The organism is Streptomyces sp. NPDC057694 (genome assembly GCF_042799415.1).
Lineage (GTDB): Bacteria > Actinomycetota > Actinomycetes > Streptomycetales > Streptomycetaceae > Streptomyces.
Genome location: NZ_JBHVIX010000022.1, coordinates 65,717 through 84,751 on the forward strand (window position 1 = coordinate 65,717; position 19,035 = coordinate 84,751).

Sequence of the window (19,035 nt, forward strand, 5' to 3'; positions counted from 1 at the left end):
GCGTCTTGCGGGGCCCTACGGCGTCACGATCGCGAAATCCGCATCCGGCTTCTCCACGACCGCCAACACCTTCCCCAACAACGACGCGTCCCCCGACACCTCGATGTCACCGAGCCCCTTGCCACCCAACAACGCCAGCAACTGCGCCTTGCTCATCGACAGCGTCACACCGGCATCCGGATCGGCCGCCTTGTCACTCCGGTACGTCAGCACCCCGTTCCGCACCGTCAGGTGATACACCACACCGAGCGCCGGAAAACTCCAGTCCATCCGAACCTTCAGATCCCACGCCTTCGGCCCATTGATCCGAATCGCCACCGAATCAATCAACTGGTCGATACTCAAAGCCATCATCATCGTCGGCCCCACCGTCGACGACTCACCCGCCCGCACACCCTCAGTAAGCTCCAGGGCACCGGTCAGATAGAAATTCCGCCAGGCCGCGTTCTCGGACGCATAACCCAACTTCGTATAAATCCGCGCGAGTTCCCTCTTCGCGGTCCGACCCTCCGGATCCGCGAACACCACATGGTTCAACAACGTCGCCGCGAACCGCAGATCCCCCTCCCGCTCGAACCCCTTCGCCTTCGCGATCGTCGCCGAACGACCACCCATCGCCTTCACATACCGCTTCGCCTCGTCGACCGGCGGATGCTCCCAGAGATGCGCGGGATTGGCATCGAACCACCCCATGTACCGCTGATAGATCCCCTTCACGTTGTGCGACAGCGACCCGTAATACCCCCGGTTCGCCCACACGTCCAACGCCGGCGGCAACTCGATCGCCTCCGCGATCTCCCTGCCCGTCATCCCGACATTGATCATCCGCAACGTCTGATCATGCATGTACGCATACAAGTCCCGCTGCGACGCCAGCAGTTCACCGATCTCGTCACCACCCCACGTCGGCCAGTGATGCGACGCGAACGCCACATCCACCCGCCCCGCGAACAGGTCGATCGACTCGCCCAGATAACGCGCCCACTCCCGAGCATCCCGTACCTGCGCACCACGCAACGTGATGATGTTGTGCATCGTGTGCGTCGCGTTCTCCGCCATGCACACCGCCCGCAGACCCGGAAAGACGAAGTTCATCTCCGCCGGAGCCTCCGTCCCCGGCGTCATCTGGAACTCGACCGCCACCCCGTCGAACGTCTCGACCTGCCCCGTCCGCGTGATGCTCTTCGTCGGCGGAATCAGCCCGACGGTCCCCAGCGACACGCTCTGCCCGAGACCACAACCGATCTGCCCCTTCGCCGACTTGGGCAGATGCGCGCCGTACATGTACGCCGACCGGCGCGTCATCGCCGTACCCGCGTACACGTTCTCCGACACCGCGTGCTCCAGGAACCCCTCCGGCGCCACCACCGGCACCTCCCCGGCCCCCTCCGGCAGCACCCCGTACGCACCACCGAAGTGATCCACATGGGGGTGCGTGTAGATCAGAGCGGTCACCTTCCGCTCACCCCGGTGATCCCGGTACAGCTTCAGCGCCGCCGCGGCCGTCTCCGCCGAGATCAGCGGGTCGATCACGATGATGCCGGTGTCGCCCTCGACGATCGTCATGTTGGAGAGGTCGAGCCCACGGACCTGATAGATCCGGTCCGTGACCTTGTACAGCCCCTGCCTGCTGGCCAGTTGAGACTGCCGCCACAGGCTGCCGTTCGCGGTCTTCGGCGCGTCCTTCTTCAGGAAGGCGTACGCGTCGTTGTCCCACACCACCTTGCCGTCCGCGTTCTTCACGACACCCGGCGTCAGCGCGGCGACGAATCCTCTGTCGGCGGCCTCGAAATCGCCCGTGTCGGACGGGGCCGGGTCGTGCTGCTGCGCGGCGAAAGCCGACTCGGGGCTCACGGCGACGGCAGCGGCGGCGGCACCGGCCGCTGCGGCGACGAAACGGCGCCGGTTGATCGGGCTCATGCGTACCTCTTCGGACGGCGGGGCTGTTGTGATCCCGAACATCCTCGGAGGGGGAAGGGGCGGTCAATGGCCGGCGGGGATTTTGGGGCGGGTCCCAGGGGGTGGGTGGGGGTGGTGTGACGCGTCCTATTGCGGGCGGGCGGTGCGGGGTCAGTGTTTGGGGCCTACGTGGTGGTCGAGGAGGGCCACGGCTTCTTTGCGGGCGATGGAGATGTTCCGGCTGTTGGCCTGCTTCCAGGCGACACCGACCGCGTCGAGGGTGTCGGTGAAGAGGCCGATGATGTCGGCGGACAGGTTGGTGAAGAAATAGCGGGGGTACTCATAGCGCTTCGGCTTCCCGCCGATGATGCGCGTGGTCCAGTTGGTGATGCGGCATCCGTCGGAGTGGATCAGACCCCGGACGAACTCCCATGGGAACGCGTCGACGATCTCCTGTTGCCAGGGAGCGAGCGTGATGGTGCGGTCGTGCTTCTTGCCGGGACCGTGCTGCGGGAAGAGGCAGGGCCAGTGGTTGCTGTAGCAGGTCACGTACTGGCAGCCCTGCCGCTGGACGCGGAAGACCTTGTTGGCGGGGCGCGCGATCTGTACGGCCTCGGCGCACAGATCGATGAGGCCGGGCCAGGCGTCGGCGCAGGCGATGCGCAGGAAGTACGTGCCGCGGCGGAAATGACTGATGCATCCGTCGCCGAGATAGAGGCCGAGCAGGTAGGAGTACGCAGCCGGGTCTTCGGGAGGCCGTGGCGTTCCCTCGCATCTCGGGCACGGCACCGATCGGTTCCGGTCGAGCGGTTCGAGACGCTCCTGCCAGGAGCGGATGGCAGCCCGTGAGACCCCGGTCTCCTTGCTGACCGAGTTCAGGCTGCGGCCCTGCGCGACCAGCGCGAGCGCCTGCTTGCGCGTGCTCATGTCGTACATGTGAGCAGCGTGTGAGAGGGGGCTGCCCGGTGCACAGCAAAAAGCGGATGTTCACGAGAACGTGATCATCCGCTTGTTGATAGTGACCTTCGAATCGAAGGAAAAGTGCTCCGGGTGGGACTTGAACCCACACTGGATCGTGTTTGAGACGATGGCCTCTGCCGATTGGGCTACCGGAGCTCCTGCGAATCAAAGGAATTCCTCGACCCGCTGCTCCACCACTTTACAACAGCTAGGTAGGCTCTTGGGAGCAGTACTCAGCCCTGCATAACAAGGAGCGCCCCCGTGACCGGCCCCGAGTCGACCCAGCCCGCTGACGCCGCCGACGACGACAAGTCGCACGTCCCGCCGCTGACGACCCGTGTCGTCATCGCCGAGGACGAGGCCCTGATCCGCCTCGACCTCAAGGAGATGCTTGAGGAAGAGGGCTACACCGTCGTGGGCGAGGCCGGTGACGGTGAGCAGGCCGTCGAGCTGGCCCGTGAGCACAAGCCCGACCTGGTGATCCTCGACGTGAAGATGCCGAAGATGGACGGCATCAGCGCGGCGGAGAAGATCGCCGAGGAGTCGATCGCCCCGGTGCTGATGCTCACGGCGTTCTCGCAGCGCGACCTCGTCGAGCGGGCGCGGGACGCCGGTGCGATGGCGTACCTGGTGAAGCCGTTCAGCAAGAGCGATGTCGTCCCGGCGATCGAGATGGCCGTCTCGCGGTTCACGGAGCTGAAGACGCTGGAGAAGGAGGTCGCGGACCTCACCCAGCGCCTGGAGACGCGGAAGCTGGTGGACCGGGCGAAGTCGGTTCTGCAGACGGAGTACGGCCTGACCGAGCCGGCGGCGTTCCGCTGGATCCAGAAGACGTCGATGGACCGTCGGCTGTCGATGCAGCAGGTCGCCGAGGCGGTCATCGAGGACGCGGCGGAGAAGAAGGCCGCGAAGGGCTGATTCGGAGCCCCCTGGTATGTGAGTACGTGAATGAGGCCCGCGCCCCCGGAGAGGGGCGCGGGCCTCATTCACGTACCAGGAGTGTCAGTCCTCGCCGAGGTAGGCCTTGCGGACCGATTCGTCGTGGAGGAGGTCCTGGCCGGTGCCGGACAGGACGATGGAGCCGACTTCCATGACGTGTCCCTGGTCGGCGAGTGACAGGGCTGCCTGGGCGTTCTGTTCGACCAGGAGGATGGTCGTGCCCTGGGACTTCAGCTCGGCGATCGTGGACATGATCTTCTGCATCATGATCGGGGAGAGGCCCATGGAGGGCTCGTCGAGCATGAGGAGCTTGGGCTGGGACATGAGGGCCCGGCCCATGGCGAGCATCTGCTGCTCGCCGCCGGAGAGGGTGCCGGCGGCCTGCTTGCGCCGTTCGCCCAGGATGGGGAACAGGTCGTAGGCGCGCTCGATGTCCTTCTGGATGCCTGCCGTGTCCTTGCGCAGGAACGCTCCGAGCTGGAGGTTCTCGGCGATGGTCAGGCGCGGGAAGATGCGGCGCCCTTCCGGGGAGTGCGCGATGCCCATGGAGACGATCTTGTGGGCCGGGACCGCGTTGAGCGGGGTGCCGGCGAACGTGATCTTGCCGCTGAGGGGCTTGAGCAGGCCGGAGAGGGTGCGCAGGGTGGTGGTCTTACCGGCGCCGTTGGTGCCGATGAGGGTGACGACCTGGCCCTCCTCGACGCTGAAGGAGATGCCCTTGACGGCTTCGATCTTGCCGTAGGCGACCTTGAGGTCCTCGACCTCCAGAAGTGCGGTCACTGGTCGTTCCCTTCGGCTGCGTCTGCTGCTTCGGCTGCTTGGACCTCTTCGATGGCGGAGTCCTCGGGGGCGCCTTCGAAGGGGGTGCCGAGGTAGGCGGCGATGACGCGTTCGTCGCCCTGGACGACGTCGCTGGTGCCCTCGACGAGCTTCTCGCCCTGGACGAGGACGGAGACGCGGTCGCAGAGGTTGAAGATGAAGCGCATGTCGTGCTCGATGACGAGGACGGCGATGCCCTGGTCGCGGATGGCGAAGACCAGTTCTTCGGTGGCGCGCGTCTCTTGGGGGTTCATGCCGGCGGTGGGCTCGTCGAGGAGGAGGAGTCCGGGGTCGCTGGCGAGGGCGCGGGCGATCTCGAGCTTGCGCTGTTCGCCGTAGGGGAGGTTGCGGGCGAGGTGTTCGCGCTTCTTGGCGAGGCCGGTGAACTCCAGGAGTTCCATGGCGCGTTCCTCGGAGGCCCGCTCCGCCTTCTTGAAGCCGGGGCCGCGCAGGAGGGCGGACCAGAGGCCTTCCTTGGTCCTGGTGTGGCGTCCGACGAGGACGTTCTCCAGGACGGTCATGTTGGCGAAGAGGCGGATGTTCTGGAAGGTGCGGGCGATGCCTGCCTGGGTGACGAGGTGGGGCTGGGGCGGCAGGACGGTGCCCTTGTAGGAGACCTTGCCCTCGGTGGGGACGTAGAGGCCGGTGAGGCAGTTGAAGAAGGTGGTCTTGCCTGCGCCGTTGGGGCCGATCAGGCCGACGATCTCGCCTTCGCCGACGGTGAGGTTGACGTCGCGGACGGCGGTGAGGCCGCCGAAGCGCATGGTGACGCCGGTGGCTTCGAGGACGGCCTTGGTGGTGGTCGTGGTGGTCGTCATGGTGGTCACGCCCCAGCCTTGGTGACGGCCGGTTCTTCGGGCAAGCGTTGTTCTGGCACGTCGAGTTGGTCGGTCTCGTGGAATTCGAGCTGCTTGCGGCGGTCGGCGATGAGGCCCTCGGGGCGGAAGCGCATCAGCAGGATGAGTGCGACGCCGAAGAGCAGGAGCTGGTACTCGCCGATGAACTGGAGCTTGGCGGGGATGAGGTAGAGCAGGGCGGCGCCGACGAGCGGTCCGCTGACCGTGCCCATGCCGCCGAGGATGACGGCGGCGAGCAGGAAGGCGGAGTTGGGCGGCGCGTTCTCCACGAACTTGTACTGGTCGGGGGTGACGGAGTACTGGACGTGGGCCTGGACGGTGCCCGCCATGCCGGCGAGGGAGGCGCCGAGGGCGAAGGCGAGGAGCTTGAGGCGGAAGGTGTTGATGCCCATGGCCTGTGCTGCGGTCTCGTCCTCGCGGATGGCTACCCAGGCGCGGCCGATGCGGCTGGTGCCGGCGCGGCGGAAGACGGTCACGACGATGATCGTGAAGAAGAGCATCAGCAGGTAGTAGTTGGCGAACCGGCCGAGGTCCACGCCGAGGACGGTGTGGGTCTCGCCGAGGTTGAACCCGAAGATCTCGAGGTCGGGGATGTTCGGGATGCCGTTGGGGCCGTTGGTGATGTCGGGCCCGGAGTCGCCGTCCAGGTTGTTCATGGTGATGCGGAAGATCTCACCGAAGCCGAGCGTCACGATGGCGAGGTAGTCGCCGCGCAGTCGCAGGGTCGGGGCGCCGATGACGATGCCGAAGACCAGGGAGGCGCCCGCGCCGGTGAGGACGGCGGCCCAGAAGGGGAAGTGGACGCCGATGGTGGAGTCCGGGGATCCGGAGACGAGGGCCGCGGCGTAGGCGCCGACGCCGAGGAAGGCGACGTAGCCGAGGTCGAGGAGTCCGGCGAGGCCGACGACGACGTTGAGGCCGAGGGCGACGGTGGCGAAGACCAGGATGTTCGCGGCGACGTTGGTGTAGGTGTCGTTGGTCTGGGTGAAGGGGAACGCGGCGGCGGCGACGAAGGCCGCGGTGAGCGCGATGGTGCGGTGCTTCACGGTGAGCGCGGTGAGGCGCGAGGGCAGTCCGGTCTTGGTCAGGGCGAGTCCGCCGAAGAGGACCAGGATCAGGTAGCCGGTGAAGAGTTCGACGTACTCGGTGTCGATGCCGTACGTGAAGACGTAGAGGGCGATGCCGAAGGCGACGGCGATGATGATGATCTCGACCCAGGCCGGCAGGGTGCGGGCGGCGGGGCGGGCCGGGGGTGCCTTGAGGGTGTTGCGGAATCGGCCCCAGGCGTCGGTGGCGTCGAGGTCCGCTTCGTCGGCGGGGAGGCCGAGTGCGCACACGGCGGTGAGGAGTGCGGCGATGCCGGCTGCCCAGGCTCCGGGTTCGAGGTTGACGACGCCGCCGAGCCGGTAGCTGATGGCGCCCATGGTGTAGCCGGTGGTGCCGAGGGTGCCGAGTGCGAAGAGCAGGGTGGGGGCGGTGCTGCCGCCGGGGGTGAGCCAGCGCAGTCCGCGGATGCCGAGGGCGGAGAGGGCCAGCAGCAGGGTGATGACCGCGCCGGTGAGGGTGAGGACCTGGAGGCCGCCGGGGTAGCCGGTGACGGTGAGGTCGCCGGGGAATTCGGCGGTCCAGGTCCATGCCATGAAGGTGGCCGCGGCGGTGATGACCGCGCCGGCGGCGGTGCCGTAGCGGGCGATCTTCTCGGGCAGGGGGAGGAGGGCGCTGTGCGGCGCCGCTTTGCCCGCGGTGGTGGTCGTGGTGTCGGTCATCGTGATCACGCCCTGTCCGCGACGCGCTCACCGAGCAGGCCCTGGGGGCGCAGCAGGAGCACGAGGATGAGGAGGACGAAGGCCCAGACGTCTTTCCAGGCTCCGCCGCCGAGGAGTTCCATGCCGGGGATGTCCTGGATGTAGGCGGTGGCGAGGGCTTCGGCGAGGCCGAGGGCGAGGCCGCCGATCATGGCGCCGTAGATGTTGCCGATGCCGCCGAGGACGGCCGCGGTGAAGGCCTTCAGGCCGGCGATGAAGCCCATCTTGAAGCCGACCTGGCCGTATTTGAGGCCGTAGGCCATGGCGGCGACGGCGGCGAAGGCGCCGCCGATGGCGAAGGCGGTGACGACGATCCGGTCGGTGTTGATGCCCATGAGCTGGGCCGTGTCCGGGTCCTGGGAGGTGGCTTGCATGGCGCGGCCGGTGCGGGTCTTGGCGACGAAGTAGGCGAGGAAGCCCATGCAGACGGGGGCGGCGATGATGAGGAAGAGGTCGCCGCGCTGGATGGTGAAGGCGCCGAGGTCGATGGGTCCGCCGGAGAACTGGGGGAAGGTCCGGTCGGCCTTGGCGTCGGGGTAGAAGGCCCAGACGACCTGCTGCAGTGCGATGGAGAGGCCGATCGCGGTGATGAGCGGGGCGAGGCGTGGGGCGTTTCTCAGGGGGCGGTAGGCGAATCTTTCGGCGCCGACGGCGACGGCGACGGAGCAGGCGATGCCCATCAGGAGCATGAGGGGCATGGCGATGGCGAGGGATGTGCCGCCCGGGAGCCAGAGATACATGGTGAGGGCGCCGAAGCCGCCGATCATGTAGATCTCGCCGTGGGCGAAGTTGATGAGCTGGATGATGCCGTAGACCATGGTGTAGCCGACGGCTATGAGGCCGTACAGGGCTCCGAGGATCAGGCCGTTGACCAGCTGCTGCGGCAGATCGTGCACCGCTGGGCCTCCGAGGTTGTCTCAAGTGCGAGGGCGCGGGGGGCTGTTGTGGTGCCCCCCGCGCCGTGGGCTGGTGCGGTGTGATCCCGGAGAGGGTTACCGCGGGGTGTCGCGGTGGGTTACTTCTCCAGCTCGCCGGTCTTGACCGGGGTGTGCTTGCCGCCCTTGACCTGGTAGACGGTCAGGGTGCGGTTGGTGGTGTCGCCGTACTCGTCGAAGGCGACCTGGCCGGTGACGCCGTTGAAGGAGACCTTCTGGGTGGCTTCCACGATCTTGGCGCGGGCGTCGGAGGGCACCTTGCCGTCGTTGGCGTTCACGACGCTCTTGACGGCCTGGATGATGGCCCAGGCGGCGTCGTAGGAGAGGGCGCCGTAGGTCTCGTACGGGTCGCTGTAGCCGCCGGCCTTGTAGTCGGCGATGAACTTCTTGGCGGTGTCGAGCTGCTCGGGCGGGGCGCCGACGGAGGTGGCGAAGTCGCCTTCGGCGTTCTTGCCGGCGAGCTTGACGTAGTCGGCGCTCTGGAGGGCGTCGCCGCCGATGACCGGGATCTTGGCTCCGGCGTCCTTGATCTGCTTGGAGAGCGGGGCGCCGGCCGGGTATTCGCCGCCGTAGTAGACGAAGTCGGCCTTGGAGTTCTTGATCTTGGTGGCGATGGCGCCGAAGTCGCGGTCGTCGGGGTTGATGTGGTCGGTGGCGACGACCTTGCCGCCGAGCTTGGCGAACTCCGTGCGGAAGGTGCGGGCCAGACCGGCGCCGTAGGTCTTCTTGTCGTCGACGGAGTAGACCGTCTTGAGCTTCAGGGTGTTGTACGCGTACTGCGCGGCGTACGGGCCCTGGAGGGCGTCGGTGGTGGCGGTGCGGAAGTACGACTTGAACTGGCGGGACTTCGACTTCAGGTAGTTGGCGCCCTGGGTGAGCTCGGGGGCCGTGTTCGCGGGCGAGATCTCCACGAGGTTCGCGGAGTTGAAGGTCTTCTGCATCGACTGGGCGACGCTGGAGTTCAGCGGGCCGACGACGCCGAGGACGTCCTTGTTGCCCACGAGGGTGGTGGCGTTCTGGCCACCGGTGGAGGGGTTCGCGACGTCGTCGAGCGCCTTGATCTGGAAGGTGACGCCCGGAACTTCCTTGTTCTTGTTGGCGGTCTTGGCGGCCAGGTCGACGGAGTTCTTGATGCCGATGCCGATGGCCGACAGGTCGCCGCTGAGGGGGGCGTCCACGCCGATGACGACGGTGGTGTTGCTCTTGTCGCCGGACTTGTCGCCGCTGTCGTCGCGCGATCCGCAGGCGGTGAGCGTGAGTGCTCCGGTCGTGAGCACTGCGGTGAGTATGAGCTGAGAACGGTGTCGCACGATCAATCCTCTCCCTGGCGCGGCCCTTTGGTCGGGGGCCGTGTGTCTCGCCGGGCCGTACGGGGTGGTACAGGGCCGTGCAAGTGACGCGCCCGGCGGCGCGGTGACTGGCCGTGACTATAAGCGCAGGTGGGGGAGTGGAGAGTGGATGCGGGAGAGGCTGTGACGCTCTTGTTATGCCGGGGCGGTTTCGGCGGGGTGCGGTGTGGGCGATTGGGGCGGATGTGCCGGGCGCGGAAAAGATCGCTTGACGAGAACGCCCTGTTCTTCCATGGGACTTGAGGTGATCTTGGTCGGGTGGGTGGTGGGGGGTTCGGGTGGTTGTGTCCGTCCGGGGTGGGGCGCGCCGGGCGCGGGGACGGCGCGTGACTTTCGCATTGCTTCGTTGCGGCAGAGGTAACTGGTTGTTACCGCTGTGTGAGTTCGTTACGGGGTCATGTCCGGGCCTGGAGTGGTGTGCGGGGTGCGGCAGACGGTGTGGACGTGGTCGAGCAGGGCGTGCGGATAGCGGTCGACGAAGATGAAGCTGTGGCGTTCCCGGCCTCGTCGGTTGTGCAGGGTGACGTCGAGATAGGTCATGTCGAGGGCGTGGGGGAGTGCGGCGCAGCTGCGTACGCCGATGTGCACGCGGAGCGCGCGCGGTGCTCCCGGGGCTGCCGTGAAGGGTGTGTCCGGAGTGACGTGGACGGTCAACTGTGCTGTTCCGGGCTGTATATGACTGATCGTCACGGCACTGCCCTGGTCGACGTACGCCGTGAACGCGAAGGTGCCGCGGGCGGTGGCCGGGCCGTCGTACCTCAGGTGGGTCACGTGGGCGGGCCAGGGGTCGGGGGCGGGGGCGCCGGGGTGCGTCGGCAGGAGCAGGGCGGCGCCGGTGAGGGTGGCGGTGAGTGCGGCGGCGCCGAGTGCGAGCAGTCGGCGCCGGTGTCGGGGCAGTGCGGTCCAGCGGTCGTGCAGGCGTGGTGCGTCGCTACCGAGGGTGTCGGCGGCGGCGCCGGGTGGCAGGGGTGGCAGTGGTGTTCGGGGGCGGGATGTGTCGTCGGGGTCGTACGGCTCCACGGGCCCGATGCCGGTCATGTCCGGAAGGTAGGCCGGAGTGGGCGGTTCCGCCCATGTCGGTGCGGGTCGGTACATGGGTCAGGCCCACTGGCGGGCCGGTGGGCGGCGCGATGGAATGACTCACGTCCCGTGAGTGAACTCCCTTACCGCGCCCAGGAGGCACGATGGTGAGATCCGCACGTACCACCGGCAGTCGCAGACCTCGCGGCGGACCGGTCCTCGCCCTGGCGGGTGCGCTGGTCCTCGCCCTGATGGCGCCGGCCGCGCACGCCGCTCAAGATTCGTCCGGCAGGGCGGAGTTGAAGATCTCCGGACAGGAGACGCAGCCCGTCTTCTCGCGTGCGGACGCCGTCTATCAGGAGGTCGACGTCCGCACGGAGGTCGACAGCGACGGCGACGGCAGGCGGGACACCGTCAGGATGCGGATCCTGCGGCCGAAGGAGACCGACTCGGCGGGTCTGAAGGTCGCCACGATCATCGAGGCGAGCCCTTACTGGGCCGGTGGCAACGATGTCCCGAACCATGGGGTCGATCTCGACGAGGACGGTCTTCCGCTCGCCGGTGCGAAGGCCCGGCCCGTGCCGTCGAAGCCGGGGCTGACCGGTCCCGCGGTCGCGTACTCCGGCTACTACGACAACTACTTCCTGCCGCGCGGGTACGCGGTGGCGCAGGTCGACAGTCTCGGTACGGGCGGCTCCACCGGCTGTCCGACCTCGGGCGGGCGCAACGAGACGCTGGGCGCGAAGGCCGCGGTCGACTGGCTGGGCGGCCGGGCCAAGGGCTGGGACCTCGACGGCAAGGAGGTCCGGGCGGACTGGTCGACCGGGAACGCCGCGATGATGGGCATCTCCTACAACGGCACGCTGCCGACGGCCGTCGCGAGCACCGGCGTCAAGGGCCTCAAGGCGATCGTGCCGATCTCCGGGATCTCCTCCTGGTACGACTACTACCGGGCGAACGGCGGTGTCGTGGCGCCCGGCACCTATCAGGGTGAGGACACCGACGTGCTCGCCAGGTATGTGTACTCGCGCGCCGACCAGGAGATCTGCAAGCCGGTGCTCGACGCGCTGGAGCGCGATCAGGACCGGGTGACGGGCGACCGGTCGGCGTACTGGGACGAGCGCGACTACATCAAGGACGTCGGCAGGATCAAGGCGGGCGTCTTCGTCGTCCACGGGCTCAACGACTGGAACGTGAAGACCAAGAACGCGGGCGCGCTGTGGGAGGCCCTGAAGAAGAACCACGTGCCGCGCAAACTGTGGCTGCACCAGGCCGGGCACGCCAATCCGATGCCGCTGCGCATGGAGGAGTGGCTCGGCCAGGTCCACCACTGGTTCGACTACTGGCTCTACGGCATCCGCAACGGTGTCCTGAGCGAGCCGCGGGTCGACGTCGAGCAGCCCGACTTCAGCTGGAAGCAGCAGTCGGACTGGCCGGCGGCCGGTACCCGCGACACGACGCTGCGGCTGCGCGCCGACGGCACGCTCGGCCGGTCCGCGGGCCCGACGGCCGTGCAGTCGCTGACCGACGCGGGCCGTACCGTCCCCGCCGAGCAGCTGGTGACGTCGCCGGATGCGGCGAACCCGAACCGGCTCGCGTACACGACGGGTGCCCTGGACCGGGACGTCCGGCTCAACGGGGTGCCGGAGGTCGACATCCGCGCCTCGCTGTCCGGCACCTCGCCGTACGTGACGGCGCTGCTCGTCGACTACGGGCGGGACACCCGCGCCACCGCGGGCACGGTCACCGACACCTCGCAGCAGGTCTGCTACGGGGAGGGGGTGCCGGGGCTGTCGGGTGAGACGGGCTGCGCGTACCGCGCGAAGCACGCCACCGAGACCGCCGACTACAAGATCGTGACGCGGGGCTGGCTGGACGCGCGGAACCGGAACTCCCTCGCCCACCAGTCCAAGGTCGTGGAGGGCAAGGAGTACCGGCTGCGGTGGGATCTGCAGCCGGAGGACTACGTGTTCAAGGCCGGGCACCGGCTCGGTGTGGTCCTGATCTCCACCGACCACGACTACACGCTGCGCTACCCGGCGGGCACGACGATGACCGTGCGCGCCGGGGACGGCTCGCTCACGCTGCCGGTGGCGCCGAGTCGGTCATAGGGGCGTCCTTGAGCAGGCAGGTCAGGCGGGCCGAGCAGACCCGCCTGTCCTGCTCGTCGGTGATCACGATGTCGTACGTGGCCGTGGTGCGGCCGCGGTGCACGGGCGTGGCCACGCCCGTGACGAGGCCGGAGCGGGCGCTGCGGTGGTGCGTGCAGTTCAGGTCGACGCCGACGGCGAGCCGGCCGATGCCGCCGTGCAGCATCGCGCCGACCGAGCCGAGGGTCTCGGCGAGCACGGCGGAGGCTCCGCCGTGCAGCAGGCCGTAGGGCTGGGTGTTGCCCTCGACGGGCATGGTGGCGACGACGCGGTCCGCCGACGCCTCCTTGATCTGGATGCCCATCCGGGTGCCGAGATGCCCCGCGGAGAACAGCGCCTGCAGGTCGAGGCCGTAGTCCGCGTACTCGTCGAGGACTTCTTGCGGGAACTTCACCTGGTTCTGCTCGCCCATGGGGCCCTGCTCCGTCCGTCGTTCCTGGCTGTCCGGGCGCGTCCTACCGCCACGCGCTCGCTGAGCGAACGCTCAGTCGGTGCCGGATTGTTCCAGGCGCACCACGACGGACTTGCTGGCGGGGGTGTTGCTGGTGTCCGCCGTGGCGTCCAGCGGCACCAGGACATTGGTCTCCGGGTAGTACGCGGCCGCGCAGCCGCGGGCCGTCGGGTAGTGCACGACGCGGAAGCCGGGGGCGCGCCGCTCCACGCCGTCGCTCCACTCGCCGACCAGGTCGACGTAGGCGCCCTCGGCGAGGTCGAGGTCCTTGGCGTCCTCGGCGTTGACCAGGACGACCCGGCGGCCGTTCTTGATCCCTCGGTAGCGGTCGTCCAGGCCGTAGATGGTGGTGTTGTACTGGTCGTGCGAGCGCAGCGTCTGGAGCAGCAGCCGGCCCTCGGGCAGGTGCGGGTACTCGACGGGCGCGGCCGTGAAGTTGGCCTTGCCGGTGGCGGTGGGGAAGCGGCGCTCGTCGCGCGGGGCGTGCGGGAGCGCGAAGCCGGCCGGGTCGGCCACCCGCGTGTTGAAGTCCTCGAAGCCCGGGATCACCCGGGCAATGCGGTCGCGGATCGTGGCGTAGTCCTTCTCGAACTCCGCCCAGGGCAGCGTCGAGTCGGACAGGACGCGGCGGGCGAGCCGGGTCACGATGGCGGGCTCGGACAGCAGGTGGCGGCTCGCGGGCTCCAGGCGGCCGCGTGAGGCGTGCACCATGCCCATGGAGTCCTCGACGGTGACGAACTGCTCGCCACTGCCCTGGAGGTCGCGCTCGGTGCGGCCGAGGGTGGGCAGAATCAGTGCGCGGGCGCCGGTGACGGTGTGCGAGCGGTTCAGCTTCGTCGACACGTGGACGGTCAGGCGGGCGCGGCGCATGGCCGCCTCCGTGACCTCGGTGTCGGGGGAGGCGGACACGAAGTTGCCGCCCATCGCGAAGAAGACCTTCGCCTCGCCGTCGCGCAAGGCGCGGATGGCCCGGACGACGTCGAAGCCGTGCTCGCGCGGCGGTGCGAAGCCGAACTCCTTCTCCAGGGCGTCCAGGAAGGCGGGCGCGGGGCGTTCGAAGATGCCCATGGTGCGGTCGCCCTGCACGTTGCTGTGCCCGCGCACCGGGCAGACGCCGGCGCCGGGGCGGCCGATGTTGCCGCGCAGCAGCAGGAAGTTGACCACTTCGCGGATGGTCGGCACGGAGTGCTTGTGCTGGGTCAGGCCCATCGCCCAGCACACGACGGTCCGCTTGGAGGCGAGGACCATCTCCAGGGTGCGCTCGATGTCGGCGCGGGACAGGCCGGTCGCCTTCAGGGTCTCGTCCCAGTCGGCGGCGCGGGCGGCCTCGGCGAACTCCTCGAAGCCGTGGGTGTGCCCGTCGATGAACGCCTCGTCGGTGGCGCCTTCCGTGGCGAGGATCAGCTTGTTCAGGAGGCGGAAGAGGGCCTGGTCGCCGCCGAGGCGGATCTGGAGGAACAGGTCGGTGAGCGTGGCGCCCTTGGTGAGGCCCTTCGGCGTCTGCGGGTTCTTGAACTTCTCCAGGCCCGCTTCCGGCAGCGGGTTCACTGAGATGATGCGGGCGCCGCCCGCCTTGGCCTTCTCCAGCGCCGAGAGCATCCGCGGGTGGTTCGTGCCCGGGTTCTGCCCGGCCACGATGATCAGGTCCGCCTTGTAGAGGTCTTCGAGAAGGACGCTGCCCTTGCCGACGCCGATGGTCTCGGTGAGCGCCGAGCCGGACGACTCGTGGCACATGTTCGAACAGTCGGGCAGGTTGTTCGTACCGAACTCGCGGGCGAAGAGCTGGTAGAGGAACGCCGCCTCGTTGCTCGTACGGCCCGACGTGTAGAAGACCGCCTCGTCGGGGGAGGCCAGGGCGGTCAGCTCCTCGCCGATGATGTCGAACGCCCGCTCCCAGGTCACCGGCTCGTACTGCGCGGAGCCCTCGGCGAGATACATGGGGTGGGTGAGGCGGCCCTGCTGGCCCAGCCAGTACCCCGAGCGCGTCGCCAGGTCCGCCACCGGGTGCGCGGCGAAGAACTCCGGCGTCACGCGGCGCAGCGTGGCCTCCTCGGCGACCGCCTTCGCCCCGTTCTCACAGAACTCCGCCGCGTGCCGGTGCTCCGGCTCGGGCCAGGCGCAGCCCGGGCAGTCGAAGCCGTCCTTCTGATTGACGCGCAGCAGGGTGAGGGCGGTGCGCTTCACGCCCATCTGCTCGCGGGCCATCTTCAGTGAGTGCTTGACGGCGGGCAGGCCGGCCGCGTGGTGCTGCGGCGCCACGACCTGCGGCGCGTCCTGAACCGGATCGGATGCGGGCGGCTTGCCGGCCATGTCGGGCTCCCCTTCGAGCGGTCCTGCGAGGTCCTGCGGATGTGCTGTGAGCTACCTCTCCGATCCTCGCACGGAGGTCCGACAGGGCCGCCCGCCGGGCGGGGTGGACCGGAGTGTCAGTGGGGTCTGGCAGGATCGGGGACGTGGCAGAAAAAGCAGCGAAGACGGCGAAGAAGACGGCGGCCCCCGCGACGAAGGCGGCGGACAGCGGTGCCGGTGGGCGCCCCCGGCTGATGCTCATGGACGGGCATTCGCTGGCCTACCGCGCGTTCTTCGCGCTGCCCGCGGAGAACTTCACGACGGCCTCCGGCCAGCCGACGAACGCGATCTACGGCTTCGCGTCGATGCTGGCGAACACCTTGCGCGACGAGGCGCCGACCCACTTCGCGGTGGCGTTCGACGTGTCCCGCAAGACCTGGCGGTCCGAGGAGTTCACCGAGTACAAGGCGAACCGCTCGAAGACCCCGGACGAGTTCAAGGGCCAGGTCGAGCTGATCGGCGAGCTGCTCGACGCGATGCACACCCCGCGCTTCGCCGTCGACGGCTTCGAGGCCGACGACATCATCGCCACGCTCGCCACGCAGGCCGAGGCGGCGGGCTTCGACGTCCTCATCGTCACCGGCGACCGCGACTCCTTCCAGCTCGTCTCGGACCGTGTGACGGTGCTGTACCCGACGAAGGGCGTCTCCGAGCTGACCCGGTTCACGCCGGAGAAGGTCGAGGAGAAGTACGGCCTCACCCCCGCCCAGTACCCGGACTTCGCGGCACTGCGCGGCGACCCGTCGGACAACCTGCCGGGCATCCCCGGCGTCGGTGAGAAGACGGCGGCGAAGTGGATCAACCAGTTCGGTTCGTTCGCCGAGCTCGTCGAGCGCGCCGAGGAGGTCAAGGGCAAGGCGGGGCAGAACTTCCGGGACCACATCGAGGCCGTGAAGCTCAACCGCCGCCTCACCGAGATGGTCCGCGACGTCGAGCTGCCGAGCACCGTCGCCGATCTGGAGCGCGCGGCGTACGACCGCACCGCGATCGCGATGATCCTGGACACCCTGGAGATCCGTAACCCGTCGCTGCGCGAGCGCCTGTTCGCCGTCGACCCGGGCGCCGCCGAGGCCGAGGAGGCCCCGGCCGAGCCGGGCGTCGAGCTGGACGGCACGGTCCTGGCCACCGGCGAGGTCGCGCCGTGGCTCACCGAGCACGCCACGGCCGTGCTCGGGCTCGCCTCCGTCGACACCTGGTCGCTGGGCACCGGCTCCGTCACCGAGGTCGCGCTCGCCGCCGCCGACGGCGAGGCCGCCTGGTTCGACCCGACCACGCTGGACGAGGCCGACGAGAAGGCGTTCGCCGCCTGGCTCGCCGACGCGGCGAAGCCGAAGGTGCTGCACAACGCCAAGAGCGTGATGCGGGTCTTCGCCGAGCACGGCTGGACCGTGGACGGCATCACCATGGACACGGCGCTCGCCGCGTACCTGGTCAAGCCGGGCCGCCGCTCCTTCGCGCTCGACGCGCTGTCCCTGGAGTACCTGGGCCGCGAGCTGGCCCCGGCCGGCGCCGCCGACGGACAGCTCGCCTTCGGCTCGGAGGAGGACGAGCAGGCCGAGGCGGACGCGCTCATGGTGCAGGCCCGCGCCATCCTCGACCTGGGAGAGGCGTTCGGTACGCGGCTGAAGGAGGTCGGCGCCGCCGAGCTGCTCACCGACATCGAGCTGCCCACCTCCGTGCTCCTCGCACGCCTGGAGCGGTACGGCATCGCCGCCGACCGCGCCCACCTGGAGGCCATGGAGCAGATGTTCGCTGGCGCCGTCCAGCAGGCCGTGAAGGAGGCCCACGCCTCCGTCGGGCACGAGTTCAACCTCGGCTCGCCCAAGCAGCTCCAGGAGGTCTTCTTCGGCGAGCTGGACCTCCCGAAGACGAAGAAGACCAAGACCGGGTACACCACGGACGCCGACGCGCTCGCCTGGCTGGCCACGCAGACCGACCACGAACTGCCCGTGATCATGCTGCGCCACCGGGAGCAGGCCAAGCTCCGCGTCACGGTCGAGGGCCTGATCAAGACGATCGCCGCCGACGGCCGCATCCACACCACGTTCAACCAGACGGTGGCCGCGACCGGCCGTCTGTCGTCGACGGACCCGAACCTGCAGAACATCCCGGTGCGCACGGACGAGGGCCGCGCCATCCGCCGCGGGTTCGTGGTGGGCGAGGGCTTCGAGTCGCTCATGACCGCCGACTACAGCCAGATCGAGCTGCGCGTCATGGCGCACCTCTCGGAGGACGAGGGCCTCCTCGCGGCGTTCGCCTCCGGCGAGGACCTGCACACCACCGTCGCCTCCCAGGTGTTCGGCGTGGAGCGGGACCAGGTCGACGCCGAGATGCGCCGCAAGATCAAGGCGATGTCGTACGGCCTCGCCTACGGTCTGTCCGCCTTCGGCCTCTCCGGCCAGCTGAACATCGACCCGGGTGAGGCCCGAGGCCTGATGGACACGTACTTCGAGCGGTTCGGCGGGGTCCGGGACTATCTTCGGCGTGTCGTCGACGAGGCGCGGGCCACGGGGTACACGGAGACCGTGCTCGGGCGCCGGCGCTATCTGCCCGACCTGAACTCGGACAACCGGCAGCGCCGCGAGATGGCCGAGCGCATGGCGCTCAACGCGCCGATCCAGGGCACCGCCGCCGACATCGTGAAGATCGCGATGCTGAACGTCGACAAGGCGCTCACCGAGGCCGGTCTTTCCTCCCGGATGCTGCTCCAGGTCCACGATGAAATCGTGCTGGAGATCGCGCCCGGGGAGGCTGCCGTCGCGGAGCAGCTGGTGCGGCGGGAGATGGCCGGCGCCGTTGCGCTCCGCGCGCCGCTGGATGTGTCGGTGGGCCTGGGCACGGACTGGGAGTCCGCCGCGCACTAGCCTCCGGCGACCGGGACCTTTCAGCGGGGCGGCACCTCGGCTACCGCCCCGCTTCCCGTCTGCCCGGCTGGGGTCGCGTTGCCGTGTGCGGCTCTCGTCGTGGCTGGTCGCGCAGTTCCCCGCGCCCCTGAAGCATGCGCTGCGCGCAGCTTCATCTCAGGCGCCCCTGGGCGAGCGAAGCTCGCTTCCAGGGGCGCGGGGAACTGCGCGAGAAGCCCCACCGGCCGTCAGTCGCGTACTGAACAAAACCCCCACGGCGCTGGCGCCACCAGCCCTCACCGGCCCGCAGCCGCGCACGAGACCCCGCCGCCCGCCGCCGAGGCGTGAAGCGGCACCCCCGTTCAGCCCCCACACCGCGCCCCGCACGGCAGTGCCCCCGCACGATGGGCCAATGCCGTCACAGCCCCGCACCCGCGCCACCCTGGCCGCCCTCGTCGTCGCCGCGCTGCTGAACGCCACCCCCACCGCGGCAGCGGCCCCGCGTGCGCCCGCCTGCCGTGCCGCCAAGCACCCGGCCCTCGCCAAGCAGCTCACCCGCGACATCAAGGCGGCGCTCGCCGGCCGGCGCGGGAGCGTCTCGGTCGCCGTGCACGACGACCGCACCGGGCTCGACTGCACCCTCGCACCGCGCACCCGCT

The 19,035-nt window shown here is 69.1% G+C and carries 13 protein-coding genes and 1 tRNA gene; 3 read left to right on the plus strand and 11 right to left on the minus strand.

Features of this window, described 5'->3' with window-relative positions; translation table 11 throughout:
• Nucleotides 1-15: 15 nt before the first annotated feature.
• The 3 genes from ACFVDP_RS33840 to ACFVDP_RS33850 form a co-directional block, all read right to left on the minus strand.
• Nucleotides 16-1,920: an alkyl/aryl-sulfatase gene (locus ACFVDP_RS33840; protein ID WP_383498137.1), complete on the minus strand. Its 1,905-nt coding sequence runs from the start codon at nucleotides 1,918-1,920 to the stop codon at nucleotides 16-18.
• 150 nt (nucleotides 1,921-2,070) lie between these two features.
• Nucleotides 2,071-2,835 (minus strand): transcriptional regulator, encoded by a 765-nt coding sequence (locus ACFVDP_RS33845; protein WP_383498139.1) that lies wholly within the window; start codon nucleotides 2,833-2,835, stop codon nucleotides 2,071-2,073.
• A gap of 106 nt (nucleotides 2,836-2,941) precedes the next feature.
• Nucleotides 2,942-3,015, minus strand: a tRNA-Leu gene (locus ACFVDP_RS33850).
• Nucleotides 3,016-3,120: 105 nt separating this feature from the next.
• On the opposite strand from ACFVDP_RS33850, the gene ACFVDP_RS33855 reads away from it, so the two are divergent.
• Nucleotides 3,121-3,777, plus strand: a complete 657-nt coding sequence (locus ACFVDP_RS33855; protein ID WP_383498140.1) for an ANTAR domain-containing response regulator — start codon at nucleotides 3,121-3,123, stop codon at nucleotides 3,775-3,777.
• A gap of 84 nt (nucleotides 3,778-3,861) precedes the next feature.
• On the opposite strand, the gene ACFVDP_RS33860 is transcribed toward ACFVDP_RS33855, so the two are convergent.
• The 6 genes from ACFVDP_RS33860 to ACFVDP_RS33885 form a co-directional block, all read right to left on the minus strand.
• The gene (locus ACFVDP_RS33860) at nucleotides 3,862-4,578 is read right to left on the minus strand and encodes an ABC transporter ATP-binding protein (RefSeq protein WP_383498142.1); all 717 of its coding nucleotides are present in this window, start codon (nucleotides 4,576-4,578) and stop codon (nucleotides 3,862-3,864) included.
• On the minus strand, nucleotides 4,575-5,444 hold the full coding sequence (locus tag ACFVDP_RS33865; protein ID WP_383498144.1) for an ABC transporter ATP-binding protein: 870 nt from the start codon (nucleotides 5,442-5,444) through the stop codon (nucleotides 4,575-4,577). Before ACFVDP_RS33865 ends, ACFVDP_RS33860 begins: the two co-directional genes overlap by 4 nt.
• Complete coding sequence (locus ACFVDP_RS33870; protein WP_383498146.1) at nucleotides 5,441-7,240, minus strand: branched-chain amino acid ABC transporter permease; 1,800 nt, start codon at nucleotides 7,238-7,240, stop codon at nucleotides 5,441-5,443. The genes ACFVDP_RS33865 and ACFVDP_RS33870 overlap by 4 nt, the downstream gene beginning before the upstream one ends.
• A gap of 5 nt (nucleotides 7,241-7,245) precedes the next feature.
• Nucleotides 7,246-8,175 carry a branched-chain amino acid ABC transporter permease gene (locus tag ACFVDP_RS33875; protein WP_383498149.1) on the minus strand — a complete coding sequence of 310 codons (930 nt, stop codon included), beginning with the start codon at nucleotides 8,173-8,175 and terminating at the stop codon, nucleotides 7,246-7,248.
• 119 nt (nucleotides 8,176-8,294) lie between these two features.
• Complete coding sequence (locus tag ACFVDP_RS33880) at nucleotides 8,295-9,524, minus strand: branched-chain amino acid ABC transporter substrate-binding protein (protein ID WP_383498151.1); 1,230 nt, start codon at nucleotides 9,522-9,524, stop codon at nucleotides 8,295-8,297.
• 426 nt (nucleotides 9,525-9,950) lie between these two features.
• Entirely contained in the window at nucleotides 9,951-10,601 is a 651-nt protein-coding gene (locus ACFVDP_RS33885; protein WP_383498153.1) for a hypothetical protein, read from the minus strand.
• 146 nt (nucleotides 10,602-10,747) lie between these two features.
• Between ACFVDP_RS33885 and ACFVDP_RS33890 the strand changes: the two genes are divergently transcribed.
• Nucleotides 10,748-12,694, plus strand: coding sequence for a Xaa-Pro dipeptidyl-peptidase (locus ACFVDP_RS33890; RefSeq protein ID WP_383498155.1), 1,947 nt, complete (start codon nucleotides 10,748-10,750; stop codon nucleotides 12,692-12,694).
• Here the strand turns inward: ACFVDP_RS33890 and ACFVDP_RS33895 are convergent.
• Both ACFVDP_RS33895 and ACFVDP_RS33900 read right to left on the minus strand, forming a co-directional pair.
• On the minus strand, nucleotides 12,663-13,145 hold the full coding sequence (locus tag ACFVDP_RS33895; protein WP_383498157.1) for a PaaI family thioesterase: 483 nt from the start codon (nucleotides 13,143-13,145) through the stop codon (nucleotides 12,663-12,665). The two genes, ACFVDP_RS33890 and ACFVDP_RS33895, sit on opposite strands and share 32 nt — an antisense overlap.
• Before the next feature lie 72 nt (nucleotides 13,146-13,217).
• Complete coding sequence (locus ACFVDP_RS33900; RefSeq protein WP_383498159.1) at nucleotides 13,218-15,494, minus strand: FdhF/YdeP family oxidoreductase; 2,277 nt, start codon at nucleotides 15,492-15,494, stop codon at nucleotides 13,218-13,220.
• A gap of 233 nt (nucleotides 15,495-15,727) precedes the next feature.
• Between ACFVDP_RS33900 and polA the strand changes: the two genes are divergently transcribed.
• Nucleotides 15,728-18,397: a DNA polymerase I gene (gene polA / locus ACFVDP_RS33905; RefSeq protein WP_383498270.1), complete on the plus strand. Its 2,670-nt coding sequence runs from the start codon at nucleotides 15,728-15,730 to the stop codon at nucleotides 18,395-18,397.
• Nucleotides 18,398-19,035: the final 638 nt, after the last annotated feature.

Coding starts and splice junctions, on each gene's coding strand:
- ACFVDP_RS33840 (WP_383498137.1), bottom strand. CDS start 1,920: ATGAGCCCGATCAACCGGCGCCGTTTCGTCGCCGCAGCGGCCGGTGCC.
- ACFVDP_RS33845 (WP_383498139.1), bottom strand. CDS start 2,835: ATGTACGACATGAGCACGCGCAAGCAGGCGCTCGCGCTGGTCGCGCAG.
- ACFVDP_RS33870 (WP_383498146.1), bottom strand. CDS start 7,240: ATGACCGACACCACGACCACCACCGCGGGCAAAGCGGCGCCGCACAGC.
- ACFVDP_RS33885 (WP_383498153.1), bottom strand. CDS start 10,601: ATGACCGGCATCGGGCCCGTGGAGCCGTACGACCCCGACGACACATCC.
- ACFVDP_RS33890 (WP_383498155.1), top strand. CDS start 10,748: ATGGTGAGATCCGCACGTACCACCGGCAGTCGCAGACCTCGCGGCGGA.
- ACFVDP_RS33895 (WP_383498157.1), bottom strand. CDS start 13,145: ATGGGCGAGCAGAACCAGGTGAAGTTCCCGCAAGAAGTCCTCGACGAG.
- ACFVDP_RS33900 (WP_383498159.1), bottom strand. CDS start 15,494: ATGGCCGGCAAGCCGCCCGCATCCGATCCGGTTCAGGACGCGCCGCAG.
- polA (WP_383498270.1), top strand. CDS start 15,728: ATGCTCATGGACGGGCATTCGCTGGCCTACCGCGCGTTCTTCGCGCTG.